We start from the raw sequence: 15,630 nt of genomic DNA, 5'->3' as shown, positions 1-15,630 counted from the left end.
GGTTGCTGCAGAGAATGACGCAAGACGCGATCGGTTCCTAGAAATTTCAGGATTCCCGCTGGCGGTCCCGCCGCGCCGGCTTGCCATCGGCCTCTTCGGCCTGGATGCCGTAGAGCTCCAGCCGGTGGCCGACCAGCCGATAGCCGAGCTCCTGTGCGACCAGGCGCTGCAGCTTCTCGATTTCGTCGTTGCGAAACTCGATCACCTCGCCGGAGTTGACGTCGATGAGATGGTCGTGATGTTCGTCGGACCGTTCCTCGTAACGCGCCCTACCGTCACCGAAATCGTGCTTCTCGAGGATATTGGCTTCCTCGAACAGCTTCACGGTCCGATAGACCGTGGCGATCGAGATGCGCGGATCGACGGCGGACGCCCGTTTGAACACGAGCTCTACGTCGGGATGATCCGTCGCGTCGGAAAGCACCTTTGCGATGACCCGCCGCTGTTCGGTCATCTTGAGGCCCTTCTCGACGCAGAGCTGCTCGATACGAGAATCCATCATTCCGCCAACGATGGCGCCTGCCGCTCCCGCGGATCGGCATCAGACGTGCTGCGGGAATATCGCATCTGCAATGCCGGCGAACAATGGCCTATCGGCCACGCCCGGCCGAGCTGGACGGCGGAGTTTAGGCCCGGCGGCGCCGCGCGCGCGTGCCCAGGCCGATCTGCTTGGCCAGCTTGGACCGCTGCTTCGCGTAGTTCGGCGCGACCATCGGGTAGTCGGGCGAAAGGCCCCAGCGCTCCCGATACTCCTCCGGCGTCATGTTGTAGGCCGTCTTGAGATGGCGCTTCAGCATCTTGAGCTTCTTGCCATCTTCCAGACAGACGATGTGATCGGGGGTTACGGACTTCTTGACCGGCACGGCCGGTGTCGGCCGTTCGGTCTCCCGTTCCGTGACGCCGCCAACCGTAGATAGCGTTTGGTAGACGTCCCGAATGAGCTGAGGAAGATCGTCGACGGGAACGGAATGGTTCGACACATGGGCCGAAACGATGTTCGTCGTCAGAGATAAGAGCTCGCTGGAGTTTGATTGATCCGCCATAGCCCGTGCGCACCCCGTTTGTTTGCTTGCTAGAGAATATAGTTACTATGTTAACCTAAAGCAACCGTGTAGAACAACTAATAAACGTGGATGGGCAAACATCCGGATCGTTTGTCTATTAGCAGCACTTTTTCTGGTGTTCCCTAGAACCGGACGGCTGATTTAGTCCGAATGGCGCAGCGGCCGCCGTCGGGTCCGCGCCGCTAGACGGCGGCGAAACTGAAGGCCAGGGCCACGGCAGTCTGCCGGTCGCGATTCGCGCGCTGATAGTAGGCCGGGCGCCGCGCGAACTCGACGAAACCGAGGCCGCCGTAGAGAGCGCGCGCGGCCCGGTTGTCTTCCGCAACCTCCAGCAGGACCTTTTCAGCGCCGAAGGCCCGGGCCCTCGCCATGGCCGCCAGCAGGAGGGCCCGGCCGAGGCCCTGCCGCCGCTGCTCGGGACGGACGCAAATGGTTAAGATCTCACATTCCTCGGCCACGCAGCGCGCCATGACGAAACCGAGCGCCGCCGGGTCGCCCGCCGCGGCGCCGACGGTCGCGGTCAAGGCGAACACGCCGGGGCCCGACGCGAGCGAGGCGATCGCCTCGGCGCTCCAGGAATCCTCGGGAAAGCAGGCCTCATGGAGCGCCGCGAGCACCTCCGGGTCGCCACCGGGACTCAACGCTGGGTCGCCGGTCGCCATGAAGGTCAGGCCCGCTTGCCGGGCTTCGTGGTATCCGGCGCCCGCAAATAGAGCGGCTCGGGCGGCGGCGCGCCGGCGGGCGGACGCGGCATGGCCTGGGCCAGACGCGCGACCCAGGCGGCGTCGGCATGGCCCGGCGCAGCGGTCAGGGCGGAATCGCCCCAGGCCGCCTCGATGGCCTTCCGGCACTGTTCGATCGCGTCGCCGGCGAAGAGGTAGGCGCCCGGCCCGAGGCGGCCGGCCAGGCTTTCGGGCCGGATGCTGACCGGCGCCGCGCGCGGCACGAGGCCGGCGCCGAAGACCTGGAGGTAGACCTCCGCGCGCTTGGCGTCGATCAGCACAGCCAGCTCGCGGTCGCGCCATTCGGCCTCCGGCACAGCCGCCGCGACGGCGCGGAAGTTGCTCACCCCGAGGATCGGCAGGCCGGCGGCGAGCGCGAGGCCGCGCGCCGTGGCGAGGCCGATGCGTACGCCGGTGAAGCCGCCCGGGCCTACGGTCACGGCGACCGCCTCGAGGTCGGCGAAGTCCACCGCAGCCTCGCCCATCACCGCCTCGATCATGGGTACAAGGCGCTCGGCGTGGCCGCGCGCCATCAGCTCGAGACGCCGCGAACGCACCGCGCCGTCGCGCCAGACGGCGGCGGAGCAGGCCCCGCCCGCGCAATCGAGGGCGAGCAGGCTGGTCAGGGACATGGACGAGCGGCGGGGTCAGAGCACCCGGCAGGCCTGGTCGAACTCGAGCCGGGGCGAGCGCGGATGGAGCTTCTCCGGGTCGCCGTGGCCGAGATTGCAGAGGAAGTTGGACTTCACCTGGCCGTCGGGGAAGAACGCGCGGTCGACGGCTTCGTTGTCGAATCCCGACATGGGCCCGCAGTCCAGGCCGAGCGCGCGGGCGGCGATCATCAGATAGGCGCCCTGCAGGCTGCCGTTGCGGAACGCGGTGTCCCTGCTCAACTCGGTCTTGCCGACGAACCAGGAGCGCGCGTCGGTATGGGGGAAGAGCTGGGGCAGGCGCTCGTAGAACGCCAGGTCGTGGCCGACGATGGCGGTTACCGGGGCCGCCATGGTCTTCTCCACGTTGCCCTCGGCCAGCGCCGGCTTGAGGCGCTCCTTGGCCTCCGGAGACTTGACGAAAACCAGCCGCATCGGGCTGCAGTTGGCGCTGGTCGGGCCCATTTTCGCCAGGTCGTAGACCGCCTGCAGAAGGACGTCGCTGACCTCGCGGTCCTGCCACGAGGAATGGGTGCGCGCGTTCCGGAAGATGCGGTCCAGTGCGGCGTCGCTCAGGATGTTGCTCACCTTGTCGCTCCCTTGTCTTCGCGGCACCGACGGAGGGCCGGCGCGAACCAGCCGACGCGGCTCCCTCACAGCCGGGCGATACCGAGCGCGGGTCCTATCCGAAGGAATCCTCTATGGCCAGGCGGAAGGCGCCGCCCGTTGCCGCGCCGCGCCATGCCGCCCTCTCCGCCGTTCCAGGCTAGACGACGGCGCGAACCTCAACCACCTCGGGAATGTAGTGCCGCAGCATGTTCTCGATGCCCATCTTGAGCGTCGCCGTCGAGCTCGGGCAGCCCGCGCAAGCGCCCTGCATGTGCAGGAAGACGATGCCGTTCTCGAAGCCGCGGAACACGATATCGCCGCCGTCCTGGGCGACCGCCGGCCGAACCCGCGTATCGATCAGCTCGCGGATCTGGGAAACAACCTCGTCGTCGTCCTCGCCGGCGCCGGCCTCTTCCTGGGCCGCGCCCTCGATGATAACCGGGCGCCCGGCGGTGAAGTGCTCCATGATCACGCCGAGGATGGCGGGCTTGAGCAGATACCACTCCTTGTCTTCGGCCTTGGCGACGGTGATGAAGTCGGAGCCGAGGAAGACGCCGCTGACGCCTTCGACCTGGAACAGGCGCTCCGCCAGGGGCGAGCGCCCGGCGTCGTCCCGGTTCTCGAAGTTCGCTGTGCCGCTGGCCATCACGTCGCGGCCCGGGAGGAATTTCAGGGTCGCGGGGTTGGGTGTCGCTTCGGTCTGAATAAACATCTCTGGGTCTCCGGCTTGCTTCCGGAAATGTGGGTCAGCGGGGGGCAAAGATCAAGCGCCCACGGGGCTAGGGCCTGTTGGCACTCACGGCGCGCTCCTGGTCCGAGTGAAATCGGCCCGCTGTTAGGCGCAAGGAGGAAGGACATGCCGGGCATATTCGACGACGAGCAACGCGGCAGCGGGTCGATTTCGCCGGATCCCTTCGGGACGGGGCGCATTTGCGTCGGGGCGGCGTCACGGAAGGACTTGTGGGGCCCAACCCCACGGCGCCTCCCGCTCCTGGCCCCGGCGCAAATGCGCTCCCGCCAGGAGCGCGCCGTGAATGTCCACAGGCCCTAGGTCGGCGGTGAAGGCGTTGTGCTTTTCAACAAACACATTGAGTAGTCGTAAGACTAAGGGTTTACGTCGCCAGTTTGCAGACTGGAGCATGCTGCGGGTCTCTCTTTTTCTTGCCGTGCTGGTCGGCGCGTACCTGACGGGACTGCCCTATCGCGCCGGCGATTTGGTTGGCGGCGGCCTCTGGACACTTGTGCCGCCGGCCATCGCCGATGGCGATGGCGATGGCGACGGCGACGGGGATGGCGACGGTGACGGGGATGGCGACGGTGACGGCGATGGCGACGGCGACGGGGATGGTGACGGCGACGGGGATGGCGACGGCGATGGTGACGGCGACGGCGACGGGGATGGTGACGGCGACGGGGATGGTGATGGTGATGGCGACGGTTCCGATAGCGCTGGCAGCGATGACGGCGATTCCGATGATGGTGACGACGGCGACGATGGTGACGACGACGGGGATGACGACGGTGACGAAGGAGACGAAGACGGCGAAGCCAGTGACGAAGGCGACGGATCGACGACCAGCCAATCGGCGAGCAGCGGGGTTGGCAGCAACTCGGCGGTTGCGCGTGAGGTTCTGGTCGTCGATCCGAACCGGGAGACGCTCGCCGTCTTGAGCGATCTCTCCTTCTCGGTCCTTTCCATTCGGAACTTCGGTGAACTCGGCCTTTCGGTCGCACAGGTGAGCCCGCCCCTGGGTCTCAGCGCCGAAGAGGCGATTGAACTCTTGCGACGCGAGGCGCCGAACGGCAGCTATTCGCTCAACCACGTCTATTCGTCCACCGAAACGGAATGTACCGGGCGCCACTGTACGCAACGCACGCTGATCGCCTGGCAATCGGCCGGGCCTGCATGCGGCCGCGATGCCCGGATCGGCGTGGTCGACTCCGGCGTCGACGTGTCTCATCCCGCGCTGGCGGGCCAGGCTATCAAGGTCCGCACGTTCCCCAGTGGCGTGCCGTCGAAGCCGAGCGCCCATGGTACCGCGGTCGCCGGCCTCTTGGTCGGATCGCCCAACAGCGATTTTCCGGGCCTGATCCCAGCCGCAGAGGTTTTCCTCGCCGACGCCCTGCGGTCCAAGGAGGCCGGGGGGCTGGAGACCGTCAACGCTCTCGATCTGGTTGCCGCGTTGGACTGGCTCACTGGAAAGCAAGTGCAGGTCATCAACCTGAGCCTGTCCGGTCCCGACAACGCCTTGCTGGCGGCATCGGTGCCGCGCCTCCTGGAAAGGCGGATCGCTCTGATCGCGGCGGTCGGCAACTTCGGCCCCACCGCGCCGCCGGCCTATCCAGCCGCTTACGAGGGCGTTATCGCTGTCACCGCCGTTGACGCCGCTCTGAGAGTGTATCGGTGGGCCAATAGAGGTGATCATGTCGGTTTTGCCGCGCCCGGGGTGAAGGTCTGGACGATCGACCGGGCCGCCGGCGGCGAGTTTCGCGACGGCACGTCCTTCGCCGCGCCCTTCGTTACGGCGTTGGCCGCCGACTTGCTGACCGAGGAGCCCGGTCTGGGAAGCAATGATGTTACAGAGGCGTTGAGGGACCGGGCGCGCGATCTGGGCGAGCCGGGTAAAGACCCGATCTACGGTTGGGGCTTGATACAGGGTCCGCCGCGCTGCGACCCTTAGATCCGAATCTCCTAACCTTACCCGTGATAAGACGTGGAAATAGCAAGGGAGGTAAAGATCCCGCCGGACGACACGTCATCGGGCGGGACCTTCGCAGTTCTTGGGGAGCGGGTTTAAGGTCGGTTTGGAACCGACAGGCTACCCTCCAATCATCCTGAGGGTTTCATCCCCTTAGTTGTCATCGGCGCTAGTTGTCGTCGGTTCCGTCGTCGCCGTCGTCATCCCCGTCGTCGTCGCCGTCGTCGCCGTCGTCGCCGTCGTCATCCCCATCGTCGTCGCCGTCGTCGCCGTCGTCATCCCCGTCGTCGTCGCCGTCGTCGCCGTCATCGGAGTCGCCGTAATCAGAGTCGCCGTCGGAGCTGTCAGCGCTATCGGACCCATCGCCATCGCCGTCGCCGTCGCCGTCGCCATCCCCGTCGCCATCGCCATCCCCGTCGCCGTCGCCATCCCCGTCGCCGTCTCCATCCCCGTCGCCGTCGCCATCCCCGTCGCCGTCGCCATCCCCGTCGCCGTCGCCGTCGCCGTCTCCATCGCCGTCGCCGTCTCCATCGCCGTCGCCATCACCGTCGGCTCGGGCGCTCTGGGCCCATGTCGGCCCGTCGTTGGTCCAGGCCCATTTGGACAGGTCGTCGGTTGCAAGTGCGAATCCACCGGCCAACAGAGCGTAGACCGAGGTCAGAGTTTTGCGCGTAGAGATTCCCATTTGAACTAGCCCTCTCTTCATCCAGTACGCTGCGGTTTACGGTAACTAAAATGATAACGACGGAATTAAGGAGTTATTCCCCGCGATGGCGAAGCTCTCTAAGGCGGTAATTTCGAGACACGACGCTGAGCCGCCGTTGCTCTACCTTGCCTCGCCTAGGGCCGGCAGCTAAGAGTGCCCCCATTGCACTGTTTCGAGTTGGGGGGCGGCATGGCATCGATCATCGACATCAGAGGACGTGAGGTGCTCGATTCGCGGGGAAACCCCACGGTCGAGGCCGAGGTAACGCTTGATTCGGGTGCGTCGGGTCGGGCCGCCGTGCCGTCCGGAGCATCGACCGGCGCTTTCGAGGCCGTCGAGCTGCGCGACGGCGACGAGGCACGCTACGGCGGCAAGGGCGTGCTCCGGGCGGTCGAGGCGGTCAACCACGAGATCTTCGACGTCCTCTCGGGCATGGATGCCGAGGACCAGGTCCGGATCGATCAGATGATGATCGAGTTGGACGGGACCGAGAACAAGTCCCGGCTCGGCGCCAACGCGATCCTCGGCGTCAGCCTCGCGGTGGCGAAGGCGGCCGCCGAGGACACCGGCCTGCCGCTCTACCGCTATCTCGGCGGCGCCTACGCCTGCACCCTCCCGGTGCCTATGATGAACATCATCAACGGCGGCGCCCACGCCGACAACCCGATCGATTTTCAGGAGTTCATGATCCTTCCCGTCGGCGCCGGCAGCTTCGGCGAAGGCCTCCGCATGGGCGCCGAGGTGTTCCACGCGCTGAAGCGCGAGCTCTCGGCCTCGGGACACAGCACCAATGTCGGCGACGAAGGCGGCTTCGCGCCCAACCTCGCCACCGCCGGCGAAGCCCTCGACTTCATCGTCAAGGCGGTCGAGGCGGCCGGCTACCGGAGCGGCGAAGACGTGGTCCTGGGGCTCGACTGCGCCGCCACCGAGTTCTTCAAGGACGGCGCCTATCAGCTGGCCGGCGAGGGCCGGACGCTCGACGCCGCGGCCATGGCCGACACGCTGGCCGATCTCTGCGGCCGCTATCCCATCGTCTCGATCGAGGACGGCATGGCCGAGGAGGACTGGGACGGCTGGGCCGTGCTAACCGAGAAGATCGGCCAAACGGTCCAACTGGTCGGCGACGACGTCTTCGTGACCAATCCCGAGCGGCTCAGCCGGGGTATCTCCCAGGGGTTGGCCAACGCGATCCTGGTCAAGGTCAACCAGATCGGGACCCTTTCGGAGACCTTCGAGGCGGTGGAACGGGCCCGCAGGGCCGGCTACCGGGCGGTGATGTCCCACAGGTCCGGCGAGACCGAGGACTCGACCATCGCCGACTTGGCGGTGGCGACCAACTGCGGCCAGATCAAGACGGGGTCCCTCAGCCGCAGCGACCGCACGGCAAAGTACAACCAGCTCCTGCGCATCGAGGAGGACCTGGGACCGGCGGCACGCTACGGCGACGGCTCGCTGAACCCGGGCTAGCTCACCTTATCGGACCCGCCAGCTTGGCGAGTCAGAAAAAGACGAAGCAGCGGGTCTCGACGCTTTGCCGCGGCGGCGCGCCTTCGGGTTCGCTCGGGTCTTCGAAGGCGGTGTGGATGGTGAAGCGGGCGCGCCCGTCGGTCTCGGAATCGTAGGTCTTGATCAGGAGAGCCTCGTCCGGCGCCATCTCCGGGAAGTAGTACCAGCGGTGGGCGGAATTGTAGACCGCCTGCTGGATCTCGCCGATCCGGTCCTTCGCCTCGCGTTGAACCGAGACCAGATCCTCGGGGGCCACCGTGGTCGCGTCGCAGAGCGCGAGCGGTGCGGTCAGCACGGGCCCCTTGATCGAGCGCCACAGGTTGATGATCGCGAAGCGGCCCGTCAGCAAGCGCTCGGCTTCCTCCGGCGACTGCGCGAAGTGGTCTCGCAGCCGGATCGGCGCCGAGCGGGCCGTATAGTCGTTGTGCACGATCGAGGCCGGCTCGCGCACGCTCTGGGCTTTCTGGACGCGGCGCGATGCGGACCGCCGGGTATGGTCGAATATCTCGACGCGGCGCGCCCCCGTCGCTTGGCGGATCAGGGCCCTGACTTCGGGCTCATGGGTTTCCGCGATCTGCCGGTCATCGTAGAAATCCGTCACCGCGCTCGCGTGGTCGACGAGCGCAAAGCCCTCACGGTCGAGCCGGAAGGCCTCGCGGTGGCGCCGACCGTCATGGATCCGGACCTTTTGCAGGACATAGTTGCCCTGGTGCTCGGAGCTGTCGCCGCCGCCCCGAGAGGCGACGTAGTTCACCGGGTCGACGCTGTTGGCGAGATACTTGAGCCCCGCCTCGACGAAACCGGGGCTGGCCGGCGCGGCTGTTCCAAGCACCATCAAATCGACCTTTCGGACCGCGTGATTCCGTTGAATTTCAACTTGACGCCCCGATTCGCTTTGTGATTCGGTGCCGACATGTCGCTCACCCGCGAACTGAGACGTCGGAGTCGTTCGGCCGCCCCCCAGGTCTTGCTGGCGGCCTTGACACTCTACTTCTGCTATCACGCGATTCAAGGAAAGCACGGTATTCTCGCCGGGACGCGGCTCGAGCGCGAGCTTTCGCAGGCCCGCGTCCTGGATCATCGCCTGGCGGCCGAACAGTCGCGCCTCGAGCACCGGGTGAGCCTGCTTCGCCCGGACAACCTAGACCCCGACATGCTGGAAGAGCGGGCCAAGGCCCTGCTCAACTACGGCGGACGTGACGAGTATGTCATCTACGGCGCCTCCCCGGACCGGCCCTGATCACATTAATCGAAATCAAGTTAATGCCGTAATAAAATATTTAATACAAGGCCTTAACCCTATCGTTGAATCGGGATCGCTTTCAGCGTACCTTCGTCCTAACGAGCACGCCTTAACAATGGTTTGGTGCGCTCCGGGGAAGGGGGCCTTGGAGCCGTCAAGCCGGTCGGGAAACGAGGGGAAAGCCGATGGCTAGGGAGAAAGCCGCTGCCAGTCCAGCGCCCAAGACGCGCGGCCGGCGGCCGAAGGCTCAGGCGGCGGTGACCGCCGAGCAGTTGCGCGCCTATTACCGCGACATGCTGCTGATCCGACGCTTCGAAGAAAAGGCCGGCCAGATGTACGGCATGGGCCTGATCGGCGGGTTCTGCCACCTCTACATCGGCCAGGAGGCCGTCGTGGTCGGGATGCAAGCGGCGATCACCGAGAAAGACGCGGTGCTCACGTCGTACCGGGATCACGGCCACATGCTGGCCTGCGGCATGGAATCGCGCGGCGTCATGGCGGAGTTGACCGGGCGCAGCGGCGGCTATTCCAAGGGCAAGGGCGGCTCCATGCATATGTTCAGCCGCGAGAAGGGCTTCTACGGCGGGCACGGCATCGTCGGGGCCCAGGTGCCGATCGGCACCGGGATCGCCTTCGCACAGAAGTATCTCGGCGAGGAGGCGGTCTGCCTGACCTACCTGGGCGACGGCGCGGTCAACCAGGGCCAGGTCTACGAGGCCTTTAACATGGCGGCGCTCTGGAGCCTGCCCGTGGTCTATGTGATCGAGAACAACAAGTACGGCATGGGCACCAGCATCGAGCGCGCCTCGGCCCGCACCGACCTCTATCAGCGGGGCCAGGCCTACGGTATCCCTGGGGCGCAGGTCAACGGCATGGACGTGGTCGAGGTGCGAGACGCAGGCGCCAAGGCGGTGGCCCACGCCCGTTCCGGCAAGGGCCCCTACATCCTTGAGATGCTCACCTATCGCTACCGCGGGCACTCCATGTCGGACCCGGCGAAGTACCGCAGCAAGGAAGAGGTGCAGAAGGTCCGCCAGGAGAAGGATCCGATCGAAGGCCTCAAGCAGAGGATGCTCGACGAGGGCGCGATCGACGCCGACGAACTCAAGCAGATCGACAAGGAGGTCAAGGCGATCGTCTCGGAAGCCGCCGACTTTGCCCAGACTTCGCCGGAGCCGGATCCCTCCGAACTCTACACCGACGTCTACATCACGGCTTGATCGGGCCGCGAGGCTCGCGTTTACCCGCGTCAAGCGGCGGATCTCTGGGAAGGCCAACATGCCAATTGAAATTCTGATGCCGGCTCTGTCTCCGACCATGACCGAGGGCACGCTGGCGAAGTGGCACGTCAAGGAAGGCGACGATGTCGCGTCCGGCGACGTCATCGCGGAAATCGAGACCGACAAGGCGACGATGGAGGTGGAAGCGGTCGACGAAGGCAAGGTCGGGCGCATCGCCGTGCCGGAGGGCGCGGAGGGCGTGGCCGTCAATACCGTCATTGCCCTGCTTCTGGAAGAAGACGAGGACGCCTCCGCGCTCGACGGCGCCGCCTCCGCGCCGGCCCCGCAAGCGGCCGCCAGCGCTGCATCGGTGCCGAGCGCCGATCCGGCGCCCGCCGTCGCGCCTGCGCCGGCCGCCGCCGCGCCGATGAGCACGGCCGCCGAGCCGGAGTGGACCGGCGCCACGGTCACTGTGACGGTGCGCGAGGCGCTGCGCGACGCCATGGCCGAGGAGATGCGCCGGGACGAGCGGGTGTTCCTGATGGGCGAGGAGGTCGCCGAGTACCAGGGCGCCTATAAGGTGAGCCAGGGACTGCTGGACGAGTTCGGCGGGCGCCGGGTCATCGACACGCCGATCACCGAGCACGGCTTCACCGGCATCGGCGCCGGCGCGGCGATGTACGGGCTCAAGCCCGTCGTCGAGTTCATGACCTTCAACTTCGCCATGCAGGCGATCGACCAGATCATCAACTCCTCGGGCAAGACCCTCTACATGTCGGGCGGCCAGATCGAGAACCCGATCGTCTTCCGCGGCCCGAACGGCGCCGCCGCCCGGGTCGCGGCGCAGCACTCGCAGTGCTATGCCAGCTGGTACGCCCACATCCCGGGCCTCAAGGTCATCGCGCCCTGGTCGGCGGCCGACGCCAAGGGCCTGCTCAAGTCGGCAATCCGCGACCCCAACCCGGTCATCTGCCTGGAAAACGAGATCCTCTACGGGCAGAGCTTCGAGATCCCCGACGCGGAGGACTGGCTGGTGCCGATCGGCAAGGCGAAAGTCGTTCGTCCGGGCAACGACGTCACGATCACCGCCTTCTCTCTCATGGTGGGCAAGGCGCTCGAGGCGGCGGAGACTCTGGCCGCCGATGGCATCGACGCCGAGGTGATCGACCTGCGCAGCCTAAGGCCGCTGGACACCGAGACGGTGCTGGCCTCGGTCCGCAAGACCAACCGCTGCGTCACGGTCGAAGAGGGCTGGGCGGCTTGTGGCATTGGATCGGAGATCGCTGCCGTGGTCATGGAGCAGGCCTTCGACTGGCTCGATGCCCCGGTCAAGCGGGTCGCCGGCGTCGACGTGCCCATGCCCTACGCGGCCAACCTGGAGCGCCTCGCCCTGCCGCAGCCCGAGAACATTGTCGCCGCGGCCAAAGAGGTCGCCTACGCCGGCTGAGCGCGGGGGGAAAAGCCATGCCGATCAAGATTCTGATGCCGGCGCTCTCGCCGACCATGACCGAGGGCACGCTGGCCACCTGGCACGTCAAGGAGGGCGACGAGATCACCTCGGGCGACGTGATCGCCGAGATCGAGACCGACAAGGCGACCATGGAGGTCGAGGCCGTGGACGAAGGCCGGGTCGCCAAGATCCTGGTGGACGCGGGCACTGAAGGCGTCGCCGTCAACAAGGTGATCGCCGTGCTGCTCGAGGAGGGCGAGGACGCCTCGGCCTTGGAGGGCCTGTCCCTTGACGGCGGTGCGCCGCCGTCCTCGGCGAACGGCGGAACGGCGCCTGCTGCCGCTGCGGTCCCGGCCCCTGCGCCAGTCGCGCCAGCCGCACCAGCGACCGCGGCTCCCGCCGCGGCGACGCCCCCCGCCGCGCAGGCGGGCGGTCAGGGACGCATCTTCGCAAGCCCGCTCGCGCGGCGCCTCGCCTCCCAGGCGGGGCTCGACCTGGCGGCCCTGCAGGGCAGCGGCCCCTATGGCCGGATCATCAAGGTCGATATCGAGGCGGCGCTTGCCGGCGGCGCGGCGGCCGCTCCGGCGGCGACCTCGGCCCCGGCGCCCGCGGCCCCGGCGGCGGCGTCCCCGGGGGCCACCGGCCCCTCCGCGAAAGAGATGGCCGATCTCCTCGGCATGGCCTACCGCCAGGAGCCGCTCTCCTCGATGCGCAAGACCATCGCGCGCCGCCTGACCGAGGCCAAGCAGCAGGTCCCGCATTTTTATTTGACCGTGGACTGCCGCCTCGACGAGCTTCTGAAGGTGCGCAAGGAGCTCAATGCCCGCTTCGAAAAGAAAGGGATCAAGGTCTCGGTCAACGACTTCGTGATCCGCGCCTCGGCCATCGCCCTCACCCAGGTGCCGGCCGCCAACGCCTCGTGGGACGAGAGCGGGATGATGCTCTACGAGCACGCCGACGTTTCGGTCGCCGTGGCGACACCGAACGGCCTGATCACGCCGATCATCAGGGCGGCGGAAGGCAAGGGCCTGGCCCAGATCTCGAGCGAGATGAAGGATCTCGCGGTGCGCGCCCGCGACGGCAAGCTGAAGCCCGAGGAATACCAGGGCGGCACCTTCTCGGTCAGCAACCTGGGCATGTTCGGGGTCAAGGAGTTCGCCGCCATCATCAACCCGCCCCAAGGCTGCATCCTCGCGGTCGGCGCGGGCGAGCAGCGCCCGGTCGTGAAGGACGGTGCGCTCGCCGTGGGCACGGTGATGAGCTGCACGCTGGCGGTCGATCACAGGGTGGTCGACGGAGCGGTCGGCGCCGAGTTCCTGGCCGCCTTCAAGAAGCTGATCGAATACCCCATGGCGATGCTCCTCTAGGCGCCGCCGTTTCAGGAAGGAATGGGACATGGCCGACACCAAGTTTGATCTGATCGTGGTCGGCGGCGGGCCGGGCGGCTATGTCGCCGCAATCCGTGCGGCCCAGCTCAAGATGAAGGTCGCCGTGATCGAGCGCGAGCATCTCGGCGGCATCTGCCTCAACTGGGGCTGCATCCCGACCAAGGCACTGCTGCGCAGCGCCGAGATCTATCACTACATGCAGCACCCGGACGCCTACGGGCTTTCTGCCCAGGGCGTCGGCTTCGACCTCAAAAAGGTGGTCGAGCGCTCGCGCGGCGTCTCCAAGCAGCTCAACCGCGGCGTCGGCCATCTCTTGAAGAAGAACAAGGTGACCGTGGTCGATGGCGAGGCCAAGCTGAACGGCCCCGGTAAGCTGACCGTGGCCAAGAACGGCAGCGCGCTCGGCGAGTACGCGGCGCCCCACATCATCCTGGCGACCGGCGCCCGGCCGCGCGCCCTGCCGGGGATTGAACCCGACAAGAAGCTGATCTGGACCTACTTCGAGGCCATGGTGCCCGAGACCATGCCCAAGTCCCTGCTGGTCATCGGCTCGGGCGCCATCGGCATCGAGTTCGCCTCCTTCTTCCGCACCATGGGCGCCGAGGTCACGGTGGTCGAGGTGCTGCCCCAGGTTCTGCCCGTCGAGGACGAGGAGATCGCCAAGCACGCTCGCAAGCAGTTCGAGAAGCAGGGCATCAAGGTCCTGACCGGCGCCAAAGTGGTGGGGGTCAAGAAATCTTCAAACAACGTCACCGCGACCATTGAGGACGCCAAGGGCAAGACCAGCGAACTGACGGTCGACCGGGTGATCTCGGCGGTCGGGGTCCAGGGGAACATCGAGAACATCGGCCTGGAGACCACCAAGGTGCAGACCGACCGGGGCTGCATCGTGGTCGACGGCTATCTGCGCACCGCCGAGCCGGGCATCTACGCCATCGGCGACGTCGCCGGCCCGCCCATGCTGGCCCACAAGGCCGAGCACGAGGGGGTGATCTGCGTCGAGAAGATCGCCGGCCTCAACGACGTCCACCCCATGGACAAGGCCAAGATCCCGGGCTGCACCTACTGCAGCCCACAGATCGCCAGCGTCGGCCTGACCGAGGCCAAGGCGAAGGAGGCCGGCCACGACGTCAAGGTCGGCCGCTTCCCCTTCATCGGCAATGGCAAGGCCATCGCGCTCGGCGAGCCGGAGGGCATGGTCAAGACCGTGTTCGACGCCAAGACCGGCCAGCTCCTGGGCGCCCACATGGTCGGCGCGGAGGTCACCGAGCTGATCCAGGGCTACGTGGTCGCCATGGGCCTCGAGACCACCGAGGCTGAGCTCATGCACACGGTCTTCCCGCACCCGACCCTGTCCGAGATGATGCACGAGTCGGTGCTTGACGCCTACGGGCGGGTCATCCACATGTGAGCCATGGCAGACCGTAGCGAAGCCGCCCTGCGCCACCCCGAGAAGGCGCACAAACCGGACAATCCGGTCAAGCGCAAGCCGTCCTGGATCCGGGTCAAGGCGCCGACCAGCCGGGAATTCCAGGAGACCCGCAAGATCGTCCGCGACCATGCGCTGCACACGGTCTGCGAAGAGGCCGCCTGCCCGAACATCGGCGAGTGCTGGGCCAAGCGCCACGCCACCATGATGATCATGGGCGAGATCTGCACCCGGGCCTGCAGCTTCTGCAACGTGGCGACCGGCAAGCCCGGCCGCCTCGACCCCTTCGAGCCGACCAACGTCGGCCAGGCGGTCGCCAAGCTGGGCCTGGAGCACGTCGTCGTCACCTCGGTCGACCGCGACGACCTGGACGACGGCGGGGCGGCGCACTTCGCCGAGACCATCCGGGCGATCCGCGAGGCCTCGCCGGGCACCACCATCGAGGTGCTGACCCCTGATTTCCTGCGCAAGGAGGGGGCTCTCGAGGTCGTGGTGGCGGCCAAGCCCGACGTCTTCAACCACAACCTGGAGACCGTGCCGCGGCTCTACGCCGAGGTCCGGCCGGGTGCGCGCTACTTCCACTCGCTGCGCCTGCTCGACCAGGTCAAGCGGCTCGATCCGGCGATGTTCACCAAGTCCGGCATCATGGTCGGCCTGGGCGAGTCCAAGGAAGAGGTGCTCCAGGTGATGGACGACCTGCGCGCCGCGGAGGTCGACTTCCTGACCATCGGCCAGTACCTGCAGCCGACGCCCAAGCACCACGCGGTCGACCGCTTCGTCACGCCGGAGGAGTTCCGGCAGTACGAGGCCCAGGCACTCGGCAAGGGCTTCCTGCTGGTCTCGGCCTCGCCGCTGACCCGCTCCTCCTATCACGCCGGCGAGGATTTCCAGCGCCTCCGTGCCGCCCGCGAAGCCAAGCTCGCGGCCGCCGGCTGACCCGGTGT

Annotated in this window: 16 protein-coding genes; 8 read left to right on the top strand and 8 right to left on the bottom strand. The window is 67.0% G+C overall.

Features of this window, described 5'->3' with window-relative positions:
- Nucleotides 1–46: 46 nt before the first annotated feature.
- The 6 genes from QNJ67_04370 to QNJ67_04345 form a co-directional block, all read right to left on the bottom strand.
- Nucleotides 47–499 (bottom strand): Fur family transcriptional regulator, encoded by a 453-nt coding sequence (locus QNJ67_04370; GenBank protein MDJ0608188.1) that lies wholly within the window; start codon nucleotides 497–499, stop codon nucleotides 47–49.
- Between the two features lie 127 nt (nucleotides 500–626).
- Nucleotides 627–1,043, bottom strand: a complete 417-nt coding sequence (locus QNJ67_04365) for a MucR family transcriptional regulator (GenBank protein MDJ0608187.1) — start codon at nucleotides 1,041–1,043, stop codon at nucleotides 627–629.
- A 203-nt stretch (nucleotides 1,044–1,246) separates the two neighbouring features.
- A complete protein-coding gene (locus tag QNJ67_04360; protein MDJ0608186.1) occupies nucleotides 1,247–1,726 on the bottom strand; it encodes an N-acetyltransferase in 480 nt (159 codons plus the stop codon).
- A 5-nt stretch (nucleotides 1,727–1,731) separates the two neighbouring features.
- Nucleotides 1,732–2,418, bottom strand: a complete 687-nt coding sequence (gene tsaB / locus QNJ67_04355; GenBank protein ID MDJ0608185.1) for a tRNA (adenosine(37)-N6)-threonylcarbamoyltransferase complex dimerization subunit type 1 TsaB — start codon at nucleotides 2,416–2,418, stop codon at nucleotides 1,732–1,734.
- A gap of 15 nt (nucleotides 2,419–2,433) precedes the next feature.
- Entirely contained in the window at nucleotides 2,434–3,024 is a 591-nt protein-coding gene (locus tag QNJ67_04350) for a malonic semialdehyde reductase (GenBank protein ID MDJ0608184.1), read from the bottom strand.
- 178 nt (nucleotides 3,025–3,202) lie between these two features.
- The gene (locus tag QNJ67_04345; protein MDJ0608183.1) at nucleotides 3,203–3,757 is read right to left on the bottom strand and encodes a NifU family protein; all 555 of its coding nucleotides are present in this window, start codon (nucleotides 3,755–3,757) and stop codon (nucleotides 3,203–3,205) included.
- Between the two features lie 427 nt (nucleotides 3,758–4,184).
- Between QNJ67_04345 and QNJ67_04340 the strand changes: the two genes are divergently transcribed.
- On the top strand, nucleotides 4,185–5,726 hold the full coding sequence (locus tag QNJ67_04340) for a S8 family serine peptidase (GenBank protein ID MDJ0608182.1): 1,542 nt from the start codon (nucleotides 4,185–4,187) through the stop codon (nucleotides 5,724–5,726).
- A 187-nt stretch (nucleotides 5,727–5,913) separates the two neighbouring features.
- Here the strand turns inward: QNJ67_04340 and QNJ67_04335 are convergent, their stop codons facing one another.
- Nucleotides 5,914–6,429 (bottom strand): hypothetical protein, encoded by a 516-nt coding sequence (locus QNJ67_04335; GenBank protein MDJ0608181.1) that lies wholly within the window; start codon nucleotides 6,427–6,429, stop codon nucleotides 5,914–5,916.
- A gap of 210 nt (nucleotides 6,430–6,639) precedes the next feature.
- On the opposite strand from QNJ67_04335, the gene eno reads away from it, so the two are divergent.
- The gene (gene eno / locus QNJ67_04330) at nucleotides 6,640–7,917 is read left to right on the top strand and encodes a phosphopyruvate hydratase (protein ID MDJ0608180.1); all 1,278 of its coding nucleotides are present in this window, start codon (nucleotides 6,640–6,642) and stop codon (nucleotides 7,915–7,917) included.
- A 31-nt stretch (nucleotides 7,918–7,948) separates the two neighbouring features.
- Here eno and QNJ67_04325 read toward each other — a convergent pair whose 3' ends face one another.
- Nucleotides 7,949–8,791, bottom strand: a complete 843-nt coding sequence (locus tag QNJ67_04325) for a CmcJ/NvfI family oxidoreductase (GenBank protein ID MDJ0608179.1) — start codon at nucleotides 8,789–8,791, stop codon at nucleotides 7,949–7,951.
- A 144-nt stretch (nucleotides 8,792–8,935) separates the two neighbouring features.
- On the opposite strand from QNJ67_04325, the gene QNJ67_04320 reads away from it, so the two are divergent.
- The 6 genes from QNJ67_04320 to lipA all read left to right on the top strand — a co-directional run bounded on the left by QNJ67_04320 (nucleotide 8,936) and on the right by lipA (nucleotide 15,622).
- On the top strand, nucleotides 8,936–9,196 hold the full coding sequence (locus QNJ67_04320) for a septum formation initiator family protein (protein ID MDJ0608178.1): 261 nt from the start codon (nucleotides 8,936–8,938) through the stop codon (nucleotides 9,194–9,196).
- 188 nt (nucleotides 9,197–9,384) lie between these two features.
- On the top strand, nucleotides 9,385–10,419 hold the full coding sequence (gene pdhA / locus QNJ67_04315) for a pyruvate dehydrogenase (acetyl-transferring) E1 component subunit alpha (GenBank protein ID MDJ0608177.1): 1,035 nt from the start codon (nucleotides 9,385–9,387) through the stop codon (nucleotides 10,417–10,419).
- Between the two features lie 58 nt (nucleotides 10,420–10,477).
- Complete coding sequence (locus tag QNJ67_04310) at nucleotides 10,478–11,866, top strand: pyruvate dehydrogenase complex E1 component subunit beta (GenBank protein MDJ0608176.1); 1,389 nt, start codon at nucleotides 10,478–10,480, stop codon at nucleotides 11,864–11,866.
- A 17-nt stretch (nucleotides 11,867–11,883) separates the two neighbouring features.
- Nucleotides 11,884–13,236: a pyruvate dehydrogenase complex dihydrolipoamide acetyltransferase gene (locus QNJ67_04305; protein MDJ0608175.1), complete on the top strand. Its 1,353-nt coding sequence runs from the start codon at nucleotides 11,884–11,886 to the stop codon at nucleotides 13,234–13,236.
- A 28-nt stretch (nucleotides 13,237–13,264) separates the two neighbouring features.
- The gene (lpdA, locus tag QNJ67_04300) at nucleotides 13,265–14,668 is read left to right on the top strand and encodes a dihydrolipoyl dehydrogenase (GenBank protein ID MDJ0608174.1); all 1,404 of its coding nucleotides are present in this window, start codon (nucleotides 13,265–13,267) and stop codon (nucleotides 14,666–14,668) included.
- A 3-nt stretch (nucleotides 14,669–14,671) separates the two neighbouring features.
- Nucleotides 14,672–15,622 carry a lipoyl synthase gene (lipA, locus tag QNJ67_04295; GenBank protein ID MDJ0608173.1) on the top strand — a complete coding sequence of 317 codons (951 nt, stop codon included), beginning with the start codon at nucleotides 14,672–14,674 and terminating at the stop codon, nucleotides 15,620–15,622.
- Nucleotides 15,623–15,630 lie beyond the last annotated feature (8 nt).

The organism is Kiloniellales bacterium (assembly GCA_030064845.1).
Lineage (GTDB): Bacteria > Pseudomonadota > Alphaproteobacteria > Kiloniellales > JAKSDN01 > JASJEC01.
The sequence above is the reverse complement of the archived record's forward strand: the minus strand, read 5'-3'. Positions and strand labels throughout refer to the sequence as shown.